Origin of the sequence: Nocardioides sp. J9, assembly GCF_007829375.1 — a bacterium.
Classification (GTDB): domain Bacteria; phylum Actinomycetota; class Actinomycetes; order Propionibacteriales; family Nocardioidaceae; genus Nocardioides.
In genome coordinates, this window is record NZ_VLJQ01000057.1 from 47,203 (window position 1) to 62,744 (window position 15,542).

A 15,542-nucleotide genomic window follows, 5' to 3' on the forward strand; every position below is an offset into this window, starting at 1 on the left:
GCCGCGACAGGCGCAGGCCGACGTGCGCGCGGACCCGCTCGGGCACGGCGACCTCCACGTCGTCGTACCCCTGCTTGAGGTGGTCGACGAGGGCGGAGATGAGGAACGGGTTGCCCGCCGCGCGGTGCAGTAGGTCGGGCACGGGGTCGCCGGAGGCGGGGGCGTCCAGCTCGGCAGCCACCAGCTCGCGCACGAGGGCCTCGTCCCACGCGCCGAGGTGCACGAGGACGGCGCCGGGGGAGGCGCGCAGCTCGTCGAGCAGGTGCCCGGCGTCGCGGCCCACGGGCTCGGGACCGACGGTCAGGACGACGGCGACGGCCTGGTCGTGCAGGCGGCGGGCGACGTCGACGAGGACCCGCAGCGACCCCTCGTCGGCCCAGTGCGCGTCGTCGAGGACCAGGCAGGTGCCCGGCTCGTGGTCGCCCCGCGCCGCGGCCTCCAGCAACCGACCAGCCGCGGCGGCGACGGCCGCACCGTCCGGGGTTCCCGGGGGAGCCAGCTTGATGCGCAGCTCGTCGCCCCACGCCTCGATCGCGGCGAACGGGACGGAGGAGTCCATCGGTACGGCGCGGGCGGCGGCCACCCGCAGCCCGGACTCCTTCGCGAGGTCGCCCGCGAGCTGCGCGGTGGTGGAGCGGCCGGTGCCGGCGTCGCCCTGCACCACGGCGACACCCCCTCCGCCGCGTGCGACGTCGCGGAGCATGCTGGCCAGCGCGGCGCGCTCGCCAGCGGCACTCAGGAGGGGCACGCCTCGACCTTAGGCAGTGCGCGGCCCCCGCCGCGGGGATCTTGGGCAGGCCTCTCCGAAATAAATTCCCCGGGGGTGGTCGGCAAAAAACCGGGGGTACCCGGGCTTCCCGGCGCCCCGCCCGGGCTGGCACGGTTCTGCTACCCCGGGGGACGGGGCGCCAGGCCCGCCAGCGGCGAGGCCGGTCGTCCGCCGGGGGATGGGGGAACCACATGTCCGACGCGGAGGTGGCTGTCACCTTGTGGGGGGTGCAGCCGCGGGCCAGACTCCAGGGCCGGTGCCGCAGGCGCCTCCGCGTCGGACAGCGGACCGCGTGTCCTCGTCGTCGCTTCCCGGCCCCGGGTCGCTGGTGCACCTCGGCAGGATGCCGACGGTCGCTGGCGGCTTTTCGCTGGCGCGCTCGCCCGACGGCCGCCACGCTTCACCCGTGGAACGTCGAAGTGGGGCTGCCGAGCTGCTGCGCGCCCAGTGGGACCTGCTGCGCGGCTGGCTCGAGGACGAGCGGGTGCTCGACCACGCCGGTGCGCCCTCCGGGCTGGGCGCGTGGACGGTCAGCGACCTCGTCGTTCACCTCGGCTTCGCGCTCCGGATGGTCGCTGAGGTGACGCCGAGCGAGCGCGAGCCCCTGACGCTCGTCGAGTACGTCGGCGGCTACGCCCCGGCGCACGACCAGATCGCCGCCGACACCCATGAGGTGGCCGACCAGCACCGAGGGCGGGAGCTCGCCGGCATCGACTCGCTCGCCGCGCCGGCGTGGGCGGCGATCGCCGCAGGTCTGCCGGACGTCGTGCTCGGCCGTCGCGGTCCGTTGCGCGGGGAGGACTTCCTGCTCACGAGGCTGCTCGAGCTCGTCACCCACGGCGACGACCTGCACCGCTGCCTGCTCCAGCACACCGGCGCCGATCGGCCCACGCCGCTGCTGCCCGCCGCAGTCGACCCCGTCGCTGCGGCCCTGGCCGAGGGTTACGAGCAGGTCGCCGGTGCGCGGCCAGCCTGGACCGGGCTGGAGCTGGTGCGGCTCGCGACCGGCCGCACGCCGAGCGACGACCCGCACCTGCCGCTGCTGTCGTGAGCGTCGTGGTGGATCAGTGGAGGGTCAGTGGAGGGGATCAGATGACGGCAACCGTGTTCCTGCAGGCAGCGGAGATGTTCGCCGCCGCCGTCGAGCAGGTCCGTGACGACCAGTGGGACCAGCCCGGCCTGGGCGAGTGGGACGTGCGCGCGCTCGTCGGGCACACGCTGCGGGCGGTGACGACCGTGTCCTCCTACCTCGCCCAGCCGGCACCGGACTCGGTCGAGTGCGGGAGCGCGGGGGAGTACTTCGTGCGCGTGCGGACCCTGCCTGCCGCCGACGACCGCGCCGTCGCCGACCGCGGCCACCAGGCCGGCCGAGACCTCGGGCCCGACCCGCTCGCGACCGTGCGTGCCGGCATCGCCCGGGCCGGGGATCGGCTGGCACAGCTGGAGGATGCCGACCCGGTCCTGCCGACGGTGGCCGGCGGGATGCGCCTCAGCGACTACCTGCCCACCCGCACCTTCGAGCTGCTCGCGCACAGCAACGACCTCGCCGCCGCGACGGGAGCGGCACTCGTCGTACCGCCGGAGGTGGCGGAGTCCGCCCTGCAGACCGCGGTGGCGGCGATGGCGCGGCTCGGCGACGGCCACGCGCTCTTCCTGCACCTGCTGGGCCGGCCGGGCGGCGAGCACCGGCCGATGTTCGGCTGAGTCCGGCGTCGAGCGCGCCGAGCAGGTCAGGGAGCGGGTCAGGCGAGCGAGGTCAGCTGGCCCCGGCAGTCCTCGAGGACCAGGCCGCGGAGCAGGGCCTCGTCGACGAGCTCGCGCAGCTCGACCGGCAGCTGCTCGCGGTCGAGATGGTCCTCGCCGAGGCAGGTGAGCAGGTCGCTGAGCTCCATGACGGGCAGGTACCCGGCGCTGTGACCGGCATCCGGGTGGGCGGTGCCGCGGGCGGGCCGGCGCGGATCCGCCACGGGATGCAGCCGGGCACCCGGCCCGCTGCATCCCGCGGCAGATCGTCACCGGTGGTCGGTCACCGCACCCGCACCGTGATCGTGCGGGCCTTGGTGCGCGAGGTGGCGGCGATGGTGATCCGCAGCTTCTGCCCGCGTTTCGCCTTCACCGTGGTGACCAGGCGGCCCTTCGACAGCTTCGCGGCGCGCAGCACCTTGCCGCCGCGGCGGACGGTGACCTTCGCCGCCAGCGGCGGGGCCGCCGGTGCGCTGGCCAGGACCACCAGCCGGGCCTTCCTCGCCGTGCGCAAGGCGGTCGTCGCCGTGGCGCGGAGCCTGGGCTTGCGCAGGGCCGGCTCGACGGTGACCGGGCGAGCCGACGCGTGGTGGTCGGCGTAGCCGGCCGCGGTGACCCGGACGTCGACGCCGATGCGGTGCCCGACGTCGGCGGCGACGGGCGTGTAGGTCGTCCCCGTCGCGCCGGCGATCACGACGCCGTCCCGTGTCCAGCGGAAGTAGGCGTAGTCCCGGTGGTCCGTGGTCGGCGGGGCCGCCGCGAGCCGGCTGCCGACCCGGGGCGTGCCGGTGATGAGCGGCTCCGAGGTCGCCACGATCTCGCCGAGCCCGACGTAGCTGCCCTGGGAGCCGGAGTACGCCGTCGCGTAGTCGGTGCGCTTCAGCGTCGCCTGCACCCAGACCGGCTGCGCGACGTCCGACGGCCCGAGCGTGTACGACGTCCCGGTGGCTCCCGGGATCGGGTTGATGCTCCGGAACCACTGGTAGGTCACGGTCTCGAAGACCGGGTCGGTCCTGGGCGCGGAGGTGACCCGCAGCGTCTCGCCCACGCGGAAGGTGCCGGAGACGCCCGGCGAGGCGGTCACCCGCATCTCGACGGGCCCCTGGACGACCGCGGTCTCCGGCGACAGGCCGCTGAACGCGGTCGGGTACCCCTCCTTGAACGCCGCGACGCTGACCGAGATCCGCTTGCCGAGGTCCTCGGGGCGCACCTTGAACTGGTTGGTCGCCGTGGCCAGGGAGAACGTGCCGTCGACGAGCCAGTCGTACTGCACCCGGTCCGGCGTGGGAGTGAAGGTGTTGTAGGCGAACAGGGTCTGCCCGACGCGCGGCGTGCCGCTGATCGAGGGGACGGTCCCGGTCATCACCGGGGTCGACGTACCGCCGCCGCCACCACCGCCACCCCCGCCGCCGGGGTCGCGGGGGTCGGTGGGCACCTCGGCCACCGCGGGGGTGGCGAAGGCAGCGAGCGCCAGCGTCGCCGCCAGGGCGGACAGGGCGCCGCGGAGGCGGGGTCTGCGAGAGCTGAACATGTGGTCCTCGTGGGGGGTTGGGGATCTGACCCGGCCACGCTCGCGGCGACCGCTGCGGTGCGGGTGGGCAGCGACTGGAGCCCCGCTGGAGCCGAGCGGCCCCCGGGCTCCAGCCGGACCCCAGCGCAGTGCGGGAGAACTGTCGCGACCCACCACCGAACCGAAGGAAGACCGATGACCATCGACCAGTCGAGCGACGCCCGCATCGCCGCGTTCAACCTCGCCCACCAGCACCGCCCCGGCCGGGTCGTCACGCCGACGACCGCGGCCGGCGTGGCCGACGCCGTGCGGGCCGCGGCGACCGCGTCCGCGTCGTCGCCACCGGTCACGGCCTGCTCGCGCCCGTCGAGGGCGGCACGGTCGTCTCGACCGCCGCCCTGGCCGACGTCCACATCGACCCGGAGGCGCGCACCGCCCGCGTCGGCGGCGGCGCCCGCTGGGGCCAGGTGCTGGAGGCGGCCGCGCCGTACGGCCTCGCCCCGGTCTGCGGCTCCTCGCCCACGGTCGGCGTCGTCGGCCTGCTGCTGGGCGGCGGCCTCGGCCCGGCCGGGCGCACGCTGGGCTGGGCCAGCGACCACCTCCGCCGCCTCGAGCTGGTCACCGCCACCGGGGAGCAGCTCAGCGTCAGCGCGGACTCGCACCCCGAGGTGTTCCGCGCCGCCCGCGGCGGCAAGCACCTGCCCGGGGTCGTCACCGAGGTCGAGATCGGCCTCGTCCCCGTCGCGGAGGTGTACGGCGGCGGCCTGTTCTTCGCCGCCGAGGACGCCGGCCGCGTGCTGCACGGCTTCGTGGACTGGAGCCGCGACCTGCCCGAGACGGTCAGCCCGTCGTTCGCGATCCTGCGGCTGCCGGACCTCCCGCAGGTCCCCGAGCCGCTGCGCGGCCGGTGCGTCGTGCACGTCCGGGTCGTCGTCGCCGACGGTGACGCCGAGGCCGGTGCCGCCACCGTCGCGCCGCTGCGCGCGCTCGCGACCCCGCTGGTCGACCTGCTCGGCCCGATGCCCTACGCGGCGATCGGCGCCGTGCACGCCGACCCCGAGGAGCCGATGCCGGTGATGGACGGCGGCGTCCTGCTCCGCGACCTCGACCACGCGTTCGTCGACGCCCTGCTCAGCGTCATGGGCCCCGAGCAGCACGTACCCTTCGCCGTCGCCGAGGTCCGGGTCCTCGGTGGTGCCCTGGCCCGGCCGGCAGCCGGTCCCGACGCGGKGGKCGGCCGCGACGCCGCCGCGCAGCTGTTCGTGGTCAGCGCGCCGGCACCGGACCTGTTCACCACGGCGGTCCCCGCCGTCGCGCAGGCGCTCGTGGGGGCCGTGGGCGCGTGGTCGACCGGCGTCGTGCAGCCGAACTTCGTCGGCGCGCTCAGCGGCCCGAACCCCTGGGCACGCGCCTGGCCGGCCGACGTGCGCGACGCGCTCGACGCCGTACGCGCGGAGCTCGACCCGGCAGGACTGTTCGCAGGCCCGCGGTGACCGTGGCCGTTGCGGGCGAAACGGCCCGGGAGGCGCCGTCGCTGGATAGTCTCCCGGCCGTGAGGGTCAGCGTCCTGGGCCCGGTCGAGGTCGAGGTCGACGGCCGGCTGCTCGATCTCGGAGCGCGCAAGCAGCGCAGCCTGCTGGCCGTGCTGTGCCTGCACCGCGGCCGGCCGGTCAGCGTCGGCGCCATCGCCGAGGCGCTGTGGAGCGACGAGCCGCCCGCCAGCCACGCCGTCACGCTGCAGGGCTACGTCTCCGACCTGCGCAAGGTCCTCGAGCCGACCCGCGCGCCGCGCAGCGCGGCGACCGTCGTGCTGACGACGCCGACGGGCTACCAGCTCGCGATCCCGCCCGAGGCGTTCGACACCGTGCGCCTCGACGACGCGCTGCGGGCGGCGTCGGAGGCCTTCCCGCGGTCGGCGGACGAGCCGTGGCGCCCGCTGCGCGAGCCCGACCCGGACCGGCTGGTCCAGGCGGCCGACGGCCTGGACCTGGCGCTGGCCGGCTGGCGCGGCACGGTCCCGGTCGCCCCGGCCACGGTTGTCGGGCCGGTCAAGGACCGGCTCACCGGGGCGCTGGCGCCTGGCGCGGCGAGCCGTACGCCGACCTGCCGGACGAGGTCGCCCGGGCCGAGCGCGCCCGGCTGCACGAGACCCGCACGACGGCGATCGAGCTGCGCGAGGCGATCCGGCTGCACCTCGGCGACGCCGTCGAGGCGTCGCGCCGGCTGGAGCCGCTGGTCCTCGAGGAGCCCTACCGGGAGCGGCTGCACCTGCTCCAGGCGGTCGCGCTGGTGCAGGCGGGCCGCCAGGTCGAGGCGATGGCGCTGCTGCGCCAGCTCCGAACGACCCTGCGCGAGGACCTCGGCATCGACCCCGGACCCGCGGTCGCCGCCCTCGAGACGGCCGTCCTGCAGGGCCGGCTCGAGGGCGGTCGGCCGCGCCCGAGCACCGACGTGCGGGTCGTCCTCGTCGACGACCACCCGGTGTTCCGGATGGGCATGAGCGGCCTGTTGTCCTCGCTGGAAGGCCTCGAGGTGGCCGCCGTCGTGGGCGACGCGGACGCGGCGCGGGCTGCCGTCGACGAGTCCGTCGACGTCGTGCTCATGGACCTGGACCTGGGCGGCGACTCCGGCATCGACCTCACCGCCGAGCTCACGGCGCAGTACCCGGACCTGCAGGTGCTGGTGATGACGATGCACGACGAGGACTCCTTCGTCCGTGCGGCACTGGCCGCGGGGGCGGCGGGCTACCTCGTGAAGTCCGCGGAGCCCGACGACGTGCACCGCGCCATCCGTGCGGTCGCCGCCGGCGAGCTGGTCGTCGGCGCCCAGGTCGCCCGCGCCGCGCGCTCGCACCTCGGCGGCGCGCACCGGGGTCGCCCGTGACCGGCGCCCGCGGCTGGCGGGTCCTCGCCTGGCTGCTGGGGGCGCTCGGCTGGGGCACGGTCGCCGCCGCGCTGGGCACCAGCCTCGTCGCCGGCCGGATCCCCGACGAGGTCGCCAACTGGGCGATGGACCTCGTCGTCGCCACGCTCTACTCGATCGTCGTCGTGGTCCTGCTGCCCCGCACCCGGCGGCTCGCGGTGTGGATCATCGCGCTGACCGGCATCGGCTGCGGCGTGGCCGGGCTGGCGACGTCCTGGGTCTCCCTCGAGGCCGGCACGCCGGGCCAGGGCGCGGCGCTCTACCTGCAGTACTGGACCTGGACGCCGGGCCTGTACGCCGTCGTCGCGGTCCTGCCGTTCATCGTCGTCGGCCCGGTGCCGCGGTGGCGCGCCGCGGCCGCTGCGGCCGGCGCGGTGCTGGCCGTCGCGGGGACCCTGCCCGGCATGACCGTCGTCGCGCCCGGCCTCCCGCGCAACCCGCTGGGCATCGACCACGCCGGCTGGCAGGAATGGATCCGCGACTCCACGCTGTGGCTCGACCGTTCCGTGACGGCGATGGGCGCGTTAGCGGCGGTGTGGCTGTTCGTGCACGCGCGGTCGCTGCGGGCACGGCAGCGGCAGGGCGTGCTGTGGCTGGCCACCGGCCAGGTGCTGCTCGTGGTCGCGATGGTCGTCTTCCTGCTGCCGTGGCCGGACAACCAGGCCCGGCTCGCGGCCGAGGTCAGCGGCGTGACCCTGCTGCTGGCGCAGGTGTTCCTGCCCGCCGCCCTGCTCGTGCTGGTGCTCGGCCAGCGGCTGTGGGGGATCGAGGCCACGGTCGACCGGGCCACCGTGTGGACCTCGCTGACCGCCGCCGCGGTGGCGGCCTACCTGGTGCTGGTCTCCGGGCTCGCGCGCGTGCTACCCGACGGGTCCGGCCTCGCGCAGGGCCTCGCCGTGCCCGTGCTCGCCGTCAGCTTTCTGCCCGCCCAGCGGGCCGTGCAGCGCCGCGTCGACACCCTCGTCTACGGCACCGGGTCGCGACCCGACGAGCTGTGGTCGGCGATCGACGTCTCCAGCGAGCACGACCTCGACGAGCTCGCCGACCGGCTGCGCCGCGGCCTGCGGGTCGGCGCCGTGCGGATCCTGCCCGTCGGCCCGGACGGCACCCTGCCTGCCGCACCGGGGGGACGCAGCAGCGACGTGGTGCGCACGCTCAGCAGTCGCGGGCGCGAGGTCGGCCTGCTGGTGGTCACGCCGCGAACGGGTGAGCGGCTCGACCGTCGTACCTCCGCGCTGCTGGACCAGGTCGCCGGCCTGCTTGCGACCGTCCTCGACCTCGCCCGCGCCAACGAGGCGCTGGTCGCGGCGCGCAGCCGCCTGGTCGGCATCCGCAACGAGGAGCGGCGCGTGCTGCGCCGCGACCTGCACGACGGCCTCGGCCCGGCGATCGCCGGCATCCGCCTCGGCCTCACCGCCGCCCGCAACCTGCGCGAGCGGGACCCGGAGGCGGCCGACCGGATGCTCGACCAGCTCGGCGAGGAGCTGCAGCTGCGCAGCGAGGAGGTACGACGGATGAGCCGCGGGCTCCTCCCGCCGGCCCTCGACGAGGGCGACCTGGCGGCGGCCCTGCGTGCGCTGGCGGACCGCTTCGCCGGCGCGGACCTCACCGTCCAGGTGGACGTGTCGCCGCAGGTGCAGCCCGGTCCGGTCGCGCAGACTGCGCTCTACCACGTCGCGTCGGAGGCGCTGCTCAACGTGCACCGGCACGCGATGGCGACCCGGTGCGAGGTCGTGGTCCGGCCGGGGGAGGACGGCGGGGTCGTGCTCGTGGTGACCGACGACGGCGTCGGCCTCGACGAGCAGGCGGCCCAGGGCATCGGCCTGCGGTCCATGCGCGAGCGCGCCGAGGAGCTCGGCGGCAGCGTCGCGACCACCTCGCCCGGCGCGCGCGGCACCCGCGTCGTCGTCCACCTTCCGCCCCTCGGCGGCGCCGCCCCAGCTTAGGGGCTCTGGCGGCTCAGCGGTCGCGGCGGTCGCCGCGCCGCCCCCCGGCGCCCCCCGCCACTGGCTCCAGCAGCACAGCAGGCAGATCAACCACGCGGGGACGATGACGGCGTCCTCGAGGTGCACGCCGTGGGTCTCGGAGAACTCCCACAGCACCGGCCCCGACAGCGCCGAGCTGCCCGCCACGCCGGTGACCGCGAGCAGCGTGGTCAGCACGGCGACGACGAGGGCCTGGGTGCGGTCGGACACGAGGCAGCAGCCTAGGGGGTGCCCCACCACGAGGTGCGCCCCTCTGCACCGCGAGGGTCGGGCGCGCGTCGTACCCACGCACCTCGTGCCGCGAAGCCTCACACCTCGCGGTGCGAAGCCTCACACCTCGCGGCACCCCGCTGCAGGTCCGGGGGTGGGGACTCCTAGGCTTCCGGGCGGCCCGGACGTGTGTGCGGGTGTCGCTCAGCAGCAGGAGGCACGATGTCCTGGTCCATCCACGGGGACGGCCGGTCGGTCGTCGACGGAGAGGTCGTCAAGCCGGGGGAGCGGCTGTCGTGGCCGCGCACCCTCGGGCTCGGTGGCCAGCACGTCGTGGCGATGTTCGGCGCGACCTTCCTGGTGCCGATCATCACGGGCTTCGACCCGAGCACCACCCTGCTCTTCTCGGGCTTCGGCACCCTGCTCTTCCTGCTGATCACCGGCAACCGGATGCCGAGCTACCTCGGCTCGTCGTTCGCGTTCATCAGCCCGGTGCTGGCGGCGAAGAGCGGCGGTGACATCGGTACGGCGCTCTTCGCGATCGTCGCCACCGGCGCCGCGCTCGCGCTCGTCGGCCTGCTGGTCATCAAGGTCGGCACCGGCTGGATCCACGCGCTGATGCCGCCGGTCGTCATGGGCGGCGTGGTCGCGCTGATCGGCTTCAACCTCGCGCACGCGTCGTGGAACAACGTCATCAACCTCGACGCCGGCGGCAGCTTCGCGCCCGGGCAGAAGCCGGTCGACGACGAGCACCTGCTGCTCGCCACGATCACGGTGCTCGCGATCGTCGTCATCGCCTCGCTCTTCCGCGGGATCATGGGTCGGATCGCGGTTCTCCTCGGCTTCGTCGTCGCCTACCTGGTCGCCATCCCGATGGGCGTGGTCAGCTTCGACGCCGTCCGGGCCGCCGACTGGGTCGGCCTGCCGCAGCTCACCAGCCCCGACGTCGACTGGAGCGTCCTGCCGATGTTCCTCCCCGTCGTCTTCGTGCTCGTCGCGGAGAACGTGGGCCACGTCCGCTCCGTCGCCCACCTCGTCGGCGACGACTCGCTCAACGACCTCACCGGTCGTGCCCTGCTCGCCGACGGCGCCGCCACGGTCGTGGCCGGGCTCGGCGGCGGCTCCGCCACCACGACGTACGGCGAGAACATCGGCGTCATGTCCGCCACCCGCGTCTTCTCCACGGCGGCCTACTGGGTGGCCGGCGTCGTGGCGATCCTGCTGTCGCTGTCGCCGAAGTTCGGCGCGCTGCTGTTCACGATCCCCAACGGCGTCATCGGCGGCGCCACCCTCGTGCTGTACGGCGTGATCGGGCTCATCGGCGTGCGGATGTGGATCGACGCGCGGGTCGACTTCGGCCAGCAGAAGAACCTCTTCCCGGTCGCCGCCGCGCTGATCCTGGCGATGGGCATGGGCAACGACGTGATCGGCTTCGGCGACTTCACCCTCGGCGGCATCGCCGTGGCGACCGCCGCGATCCTCGTGCTCTACCACCTGATGGCGGGCCTCGAGCGGGTGCGCGGGGCCGACGTCCCGCGCTGACCGCCTGTGCGGACCGTCACGCCGGTCGGGGAATAGTCGCGGGGGCGGGGCTGGTTGTGCCCGTCAGCTGGTCTGACTCATGCCCCCGGGCCTCACCACTTGCCGCTACGAGCGGCCACTCGCCGAGAGGCGGCTGACGGACCAGCGAGCATCACCGTGCAGCCACCCGCCGGGTAAGCCCCGGTCAGGGTGGCTGTCCGGGTTTTCGGGCGGGGCCGGCCGGGCCGGCCCAGCGTCAGGTGATCTCCGGCAGCTCCTGCGCGCTGCCGAGCAGGGCGCGGAAGGGGTCGCCGCGCTCGGCGATCCGGTCCAGGACGGTGCGGATCGTCCAGCGGTCGGGGCGCAGGTCGGGGTCGTCGAGCTCGGACCACGAGATCGGCACCGACACCGGCGCACCGGCCCGCGGCCTGGGGGAGTACGGCGCCACGAGGGTCTTGTTGATCGCGTTCTGCGTGAAGTCCAGGCGCGCCTTCCCGCCGCGGGCCTTGACCTCCCACTTCCAGCTGACCAGCTCCGGCACGACCTTGCCGACCGTGCGCGAGAGCTTCTCCACCCAGGCCCGGGTGTCGTCGAAGGTGTAGCCCGCCACCACCGGGATCCAGATCTGGATACCGCGGCTTCCGGTCACCTTCGCCCGCGCGGTGACGCCGAGGTGCTCGAGCGCGGTGCGGTGCAGGCGGGCCAGGGTGAGCACCTCGTCCCACCCGGTCCCCTCACCGGGGTCGATGTCGACCAGCGCGTACGTCGGCTCGTCGGGCTCGTCGGTGCGCGAGGTCCACGGGTGCCACTCCAGCGCGCCGAAGTTCGCGGCCCACACCAGCGCCGCGGGCTCGTCGGCCACGACGTAGGTCGACGTCTCGCCCGGGTCCGCGGCCGGGTTGTCCCACGCGCCCACCCAGTCGGGGGCGTGGTCGGGGCGTGCCTTGTGCCAGAAGCCCTTGGCGTCCGCCCCGTCGGGGTAGCGGTGCAGGTTGAGGGCGCGCCCCTCGACGTACGGCAGCACGACGGGGGCGATCCGTGCGGTGTAGGCGAGGAGCTCGCGCTTGGTGACCGGCGGGTCGCCGGGGAAGAGCACCTTGTCGAGGTTGGTGACCTTCAGGCTGCGGCCGTGGACCTCCCACGTGCCGGACTTCCCGAGGTCGGCGAGCGCGTCGATCGCCTCGGCCGGCAACGGGTCCGGGACGAGCAGCTGCTCGGCCTCCGCGGCGTCGGCGCCGGAGCTCCACGTGCGGTCGGGGTCCTCGGCGACCTCGTCGTTGGTGCGCCCGCTGAGCACCGAGCGCGGGTGGTCCTCGGGGTCCCAGCCCTCGACGGCGTGGTCGTCGTGCTTGTGCAGCAGCATCCACGACTCCTTGCCGCCGTCCTCCTTCGTGCGCACCAGCACCAGCCGGCCCCGCAGCTTCTGCCCGTGCACCTCGGCGTGCAGCTCCCCGTCGCGTACGGCGCGGCCGGGGTCCTTCGTGCGCACCGGCTCCCAGGTGCCGGTGTCCCAGACGATGACGTCGCCGCCGCCGTACTCTCCCGACGGGATGACGCCCTCGAAGTGGAGGTACTCGACCGGGTGGTCCTCGACGTGCATCGCGAGGCGGCGCACCTCCGGGTCCAGGGTCGGCCCCTTCGGCACGGCCCAGCTCACCAGCACGCCCTCGATCTCGAAGCGCAGGTCGTAGTGCAGGCTGCTCGCCCGGTGCCGCTGGACCACGAAGCGCGGCCGGTCGCTGTCGTCGCCCGTGCCGCCGGCAGGCTCGGGGGTGCGCGAGAAGTCGCGCTTGCGCCGGTAGGTGTCGAGCAGGTCGGCCATGGACGGGCGGTGCCCGGGTCGGCGGGCTCCATCCGCCGCCGTGCCCGGAGGGGTGACAGGTCCATTGGTAAGCGGTAACTTACGGAAGGTGACCGGTCACGTCGTCGACGCGTGGTCCGCGCTCGCCGACCCGACGAGGCGGGAGATCTTCGCACGCCTCTCGGTGCGCCCGCGGTCGGTCACCGACCTGGCCAGTGAGCTGCCGGTCAGCCGCCCGGCGGTGTCGCAGCACCTCAAGGTGCTCAAGGACGCCGACCTGGTGCGGGTGCGGGCCGAGGGCACCCGCCGCATCTACAGCGCCGACCCCGCGGGCCTGCGCGAGATGCGGCAGGAGCTCGAGGGCTTCTGGAGCGCGACGCTGGCGAACTTCAAGCGGCTCGTCGAGGACGGGTCATCGACCGAGGAGGACGGATGAGCACGACAGGGGACGAGGACGTACGGCTCGACGTGACCGTCGAGGCGACGGTGGAGCGGGCCTTCCAGGTCTTCACCGAGCAGTTCGACCAGGTCAAGCCGCGCGAGCACAACCTGCTGGCGCCCGAGGAGGTCGTGGAGACCGTCCTCGAGCCCCGGGTGGGCGGCGACGTCTACGACCGCGGTGCGGACGGTGGCACCTGCCGCTGGGGGAGGGTGCTCGCGTTCGAGCCGCCCCACCGCCTGGTCTTCTCGTGGGACATCTCGCCCACGTGGCAGCTGGTCACGGACCCGGCCGAGGCGAGCGAGGTCGAGGTGAGCTTCACCGAGGCCGGACCGGGCCGCACCCGCGTGGAGCTCGTGCACCGGCACCTGGCCCGCCACGGCGCGGGCTGGGAGTCGCTGCGCGACGGCGTCGCCGACCAGGGCGGCTGGCCGCTCTACCTCGAGCGCTACGCGGCGCTGGTCGACTGAGCCCACCGCCAGCCCACCCCGATCCGGTCCGTACGACGAGCCGGCGCTCGTCGTACCGGAAGGCCGGCCGGCCCGCGGCCCTGACCGCGGGCCGACCGGAGGTCCCGGGCGCTCGCTCCCCATGTGAGCGAGCGACCGACGTCGTCCTCCATGGTGGGCACGCCGGCCGCTCGCCGTGGGCGATTTTCGCGAGGAACAATCGGATCCGATGGTCCGGTCGGTCCGCTGCGGGACTCACGCGCCGGGGGCGGGGTATCGCGCGGCCATGACCACGACGACACAGTCCATGACCAGCACCCCCCTGCAGAAGGCGACAGCGACCGTCGCTGCGACCTTCCTGGTCGTCGGCATCCTCGGCTTCATCCCCGGGATCACGACCAACTACGACGACATGACCTTCGCCGGGCACCACTCGAACGCCCAGCTGCTCGGCATTTTCGGCGTCTCCGTGCTCCACAACATCGTGCACCTGCTCTTCGGCGTCGTCGGCTTCCTGATGGCGCGCTCGTGGTCGGGCGCGAAGGCGTACCTGATCGGTGGCGGCGCGATCTACCTCGTGCTCACCGTCTACGGCTTCGTCGTCGACCGCCACGCCGACGCCAACTTCGTCCCGGTCGACAACGCCGACAACTGGCTGCACCTCGTGCTCGGCCTCGGCATGATCGGCCTGGGCGTCTTCCTCGGCCGCACCAACGACGGCCACCGCACCAACCTGCCGGGCTGACCGGCCCTCAGGACCGCGCGGCGCCCTCGCTGATCAGCAGCTGACCGGCGGTGTACGTCGCCATGACCACCGCCTCCAGCCGCTGCGGCGGGTCCTGGAGGAGGAAGGTCCGCGCACCGAGCACCGAGTCCGACAGCAGGAAGAGTCCCGCGCCGGCGGCCGTCATCAGGCAGGCGTCGCGCGGGACCTCCGGGCCGAGGTGGCTCGCGGCCGCGACCATCGAGGTCAGCACGGCGGAGTAGCCCAGCACCGTCGCACCCAGCGCGCGCTCCTGCCGACCCGCCGCGAGCGCGACCGCCGGAGCGGTCACGAGCCACGCCGCGGCCGCGCCGCGGACCGCCTGGTTCTGCAGCGGGCTCGCCGAGCGCTCACGGTGGCGCAGGAAGCCGCTGATGTAGGCGACGTGGCCGACGCCGAACGACCGAGCACCGGCGGAGAAGGCGCGCGGTCCCTCGCCCAGCAGCAGGACGTCGCCGCCCCAGCCGAACGCCTGGCCGGTGAGGGCGGTGGACCGCAGCCGGGCACCCCGCGCCCGCTCGTCGGTCGCCAGCGACGCGGCCAGGACCGGCATCAGCATCGGCTTGGTGACCAGCCGGGCACGGTGGGCCCACCGGCTGCGCGATCCCGCCAGCAGGGTGTCGGCAGCGGCGAGGGCGCCGTAGGCCAGCTTGAGCCGGGTCGTCGTACGCATCCGCGCAATGTAGCGCCGGGACCAGCCCTCCATGGGCGAACTGGGTCAGCGGGCCAGCGAGGCAGCGAGCTGGGCGCGCGTCGGCACGAACGGGTCGACCCGCAGCCGCATTCCCGCCTCCGCCGGCGTCCGGTTGCCCTTGCGGCCGTTGCACGGCCCGCACGCCGCGACCGTGTTGAGCCACGACCACGTGCCGCCGCGGCTCTGGGGGAGGACGTGGTCGACCGTCGTCGCGTGCCGCCCGCAGTAGGCGCACACGTGCCGGTCGCGCACCAGCACGCCGGAGCGCGAGAAGCCCGCAGGGCGGTACATCCACTTCGCCGCGACGTAGCGCACCAGCCGGATCACCCGCGGCCACGGGTGCGGCCCGATCATCCGGTCCTCGTGCGCCTCCTCGACCGTCGCGACCTCGCGGAAGAGCATCCGCACCGCGTGCTGGAAGGTCACCGTCCCGAGCGGCTCGTAGGAGGCGTTGAGCAGGGTGACGGTGGTCATCGCGAGCTCCTTTCCTCCCTTCCTGTGACACGACGGTACGCCGCCCGGCAGGCCGCCGCCCAGCACTTTGCGCCCGCTCGGACCGTCATGGGCACAGTCCGCCTTGCAGGCCCGGTGGTTTCGAGGCTCCTCGCTGGCGCTCGTCGCACCTCAACCACCGGGAGTCCGGTGCTGCCAGCTGCCGGTGGTTGAGGTGCGAGGCCGCCCGCGGCCGAGCCTCGAAACCTCCGGCCCATCGCGCCGGGTTGTGGTGGGCACAGTC

General features: G+C 74.6%; 15 protein-coding genes and 1 pseudogene. 10 read left to right on the top strand and 6 right to left on the bottom strand.

Features of this window, described 5'->3' with window-relative positions:
• A partial coding sequence (locus tag L615_RS06920; protein ID WP_145724564.1) for an ATP-binding protein occupies positions 1 to 748 on the bottom strand: 748 nt, incomplete at its 3' end.
• Between the two features lie 427 nt (positions 749 to 1,175).
• Between L615_RS06920 and L615_RS06925 the strand changes: the two genes are divergently transcribed.
• Both L615_RS06925 and L615_RS06930 read left to right on the top strand, forming a co-directional pair.
• Positions 1,176 to 1,820, top strand: coding sequence for a maleylpyruvate isomerase N-terminal domain-containing protein (locus tag L615_RS06925; RefSeq protein WP_186449765.1), 645 nt, complete (start codon positions 1,176 to 1,178; stop codon positions 1,818 to 1,820).
• Positions 1,821 to 1,861: 41 nt separating this feature from the next.
• A complete protein-coding gene (locus tag L615_RS06930; RefSeq protein WP_145724566.1) occupies positions 1,862 to 2,473 on the top strand; it encodes a maleylpyruvate isomerase family mycothiol-dependent enzyme in 612 nt (203 codons plus the stop codon).
• Positions 2,474 to 2,511: 38 nt separating this feature from the next.
• Here the strand turns inward: L615_RS06930 and L615_RS06935 are convergent, their stop codons facing one another.
• Both L615_RS06935 and L615_RS06940 read right to left on the bottom strand, forming a co-directional pair.
• A complete protein-coding gene (locus L615_RS06935; protein ID WP_145724567.1) occupies positions 2,512 to 2,736 on the bottom strand; it encodes a hypothetical protein in 225 nt (74 codons plus the stop codon).
• A 59-nt stretch (positions 2,737 to 2,795) separates the two neighbouring features.
• On the bottom strand, positions 2,796 to 4,043 hold the full coding sequence (locus L615_RS06940) for a hypothetical protein (RefSeq protein ID WP_145724568.1): 1,248 nt from the start codon (positions 4,041 to 4,043) through the stop codon (positions 2,796 to 2,798).
• 128 nt (positions 4,044 to 4,171) lie between these two features.
• On the opposite strand from L615_RS06940, the gene L615_RS06945 reads away from it, so the two are divergent.
• The 5 genes and pseudogenes from L615_RS06945 (at position 4,172) to L615_RS06965 (ending at position 10,681) form a co-directional block, all read left to right on the top strand.
• On the top strand, positions 4,172 to 5,515 hold the full coding sequence (locus tag L615_RS06945; protein WP_145724569.1) for an FAD-binding oxidoreductase: 1,344 nt from the start codon (positions 4,172 to 4,174) through the stop codon (positions 5,513 to 5,515).
• 59 nt (positions 5,516 to 5,574) lie between these two features.
• Positions 5,575 to 5,844: pseudogene (locus L615_RS24715) on the top strand (winged helix-turn-helix domain-containing protein); the annotation flags it as partial.
• A gap of 104 nt (positions 5,845 to 5,948) precedes the next feature.
• The gene (locus L615_RS06955) at positions 5,949 to 6,905 is read left to right on the top strand and encodes a BTAD domain-containing putative transcriptional regulator (protein WP_145724570.1); all 957 of its coding nucleotides are present in this window, start codon (positions 5,949 to 5,951) and stop codon (positions 6,903 to 6,905) included.
• Positions 6,902 to 8,890 carry a sensor histidine kinase gene (locus L615_RS06960; protein WP_145724571.1) on the top strand — a complete coding sequence of 663 codons (1,989 nt, stop codon included), beginning with the start codon at positions 6,902 to 6,904 and terminating at the stop codon, positions 8,888 to 8,890. Before L615_RS06955 ends, L615_RS06960 begins: the two co-directional genes overlap by 4 nt.
• 471 nt (positions 8,891 to 9,361) lie before the next feature.
• Positions 9,362 to 10,681 (top strand): uracil-xanthine permease family protein, encoded by a 1,320-nt coding sequence (locus L615_RS06965; protein WP_028656887.1) that lies wholly within the window; start codon positions 9,362 to 9,364, stop codon positions 10,679 to 10,681.
• 235 nt (positions 10,682 to 10,916) lie between these two features.
• Here L615_RS06965 and L615_RS06970 read toward each other — a convergent pair whose 3' ends face one another.
• On the bottom strand, positions 10,917 to 12,482 hold the full coding sequence (locus tag L615_RS06970; RefSeq protein WP_145724572.1) for a DNA polymerase ligase N-terminal domain-containing protein: 1,566 nt from the start codon (positions 12,480 to 12,482) through the stop codon (positions 10,917 to 10,919).
• A gap of 88 nt (positions 12,483 to 12,570) precedes the next feature.
• On the opposite strand from L615_RS06970, the gene L615_RS06975 reads away from it, so the two are divergent.
• From L615_RS06975 to L615_RS06985, 3 genes are all read left to right on the top strand, one after another.
• The gene (locus tag L615_RS06975; RefSeq protein WP_261376585.1) at positions 12,571 to 12,897 is read left to right on the top strand and encodes a metalloregulator ArsR/SmtB family transcription factor; all 327 of its coding nucleotides are present in this window, start codon (positions 12,571 to 12,573) and stop codon (positions 12,895 to 12,897) included.
• Complete coding sequence (locus L615_RS06980; RefSeq protein WP_028656890.1) at positions 12,894 to 13,370, top strand: SRPBCC family protein; 477 nt, start codon at positions 12,894 to 12,896, stop codon at positions 13,368 to 13,370. Before L615_RS06975 ends, L615_RS06980 begins: the two co-directional genes overlap by 4 nt.
• Before the next feature lie 286 nt (positions 13,371 to 13,656).
• On the top strand, positions 13,657 to 14,094 hold the full coding sequence (locus L615_RS06985; protein ID WP_028656891.1) for a DUF4383 domain-containing protein: 438 nt from the start codon (positions 13,657 to 13,659) through the stop codon (positions 14,092 to 14,094).
• A gap of 7 nt (positions 14,095 to 14,101) precedes the next feature.
• Here the strand turns inward: L615_RS06985 and L615_RS06990 are convergent, their stop codons facing one another.
• Both L615_RS06990 and L615_RS06995 read right to left on the bottom strand, forming a co-directional pair.
• Positions 14,102 to 14,785 (bottom strand): lysoplasmalogenase, encoded by a 684-nt coding sequence (locus L615_RS06990; protein WP_028656892.1) that lies wholly within the window; start codon positions 14,783 to 14,785, stop codon positions 14,102 to 14,104.
• A gap of 45 nt (positions 14,786 to 14,830) precedes the next feature.
• Positions 14,831 to 15,280, bottom strand: a complete 450-nt coding sequence (locus tag L615_RS06995; protein WP_028656893.1) for an HNH endonuclease — start codon at positions 15,278 to 15,280, stop codon at positions 14,831 to 14,833.
• Positions 15,281 to 15,542 lie beyond the last annotated feature (262 nt).

What these genes read in the sequence shown, in the direction of transcription:
- L615_RS06980 (WP_028656890.1), top strand. Translation starts at nt 12,894, where the DNA reads ATGAGCACGACAGGGGACGAGGACGTACGGCTCGACGTGACCGTCGAG.
- L615_RS06985 (WP_028656891.1), top strand. Translation starts at nt 13,657, where the DNA reads ATGACCAGCACCCCCCTGCAGAAGGCGACAGCGACCGTCGCTGCGACC.
- L615_RS06965 (WP_028656887.1), top strand. Translation starts at nt 9,362, where the DNA reads ATGTCCTGGTCCATCCACGGGGACGGCCGGTCGGTCGTCGACGGAGAG.
- L615_RS06930 (WP_145724566.1), top strand. Translation starts at nt 1,862, where the DNA reads ATGACGGCAACCGTGTTCCTGCAGGCAGCGGAGATGTTCGCCGCCGCC.
- L615_RS06970 (WP_145724572.1), bottom strand. Translation starts at nt 12,482, where the DNA reads ATGGCCGACCTGCTCGACACCTACCGGCGCAAGCGCGACTTCTCGCGC.
- L615_RS06995 (WP_028656893.1), bottom strand. Translation starts at nt 15,280, where the DNA reads ATGACCACCGTCACCCTGCTCAACGCCTCCTACGAGCCGCTCGGGACG.
- L615_RS06940 (WP_145724568.1), bottom strand. Translation starts at nt 4,043, where the DNA reads ATGTTCAGCTCTCGCAGACCCCGCCTCCGCGGCGCCCTGTCCGCCCTG.
- L615_RS06990 (WP_028656892.1), bottom strand. Translation starts at nt 14,785, where the DNA reads ATGCGTACGACGACCCGGCTCAAGCTGGCCTACGGCGCCCTCGCCGCT.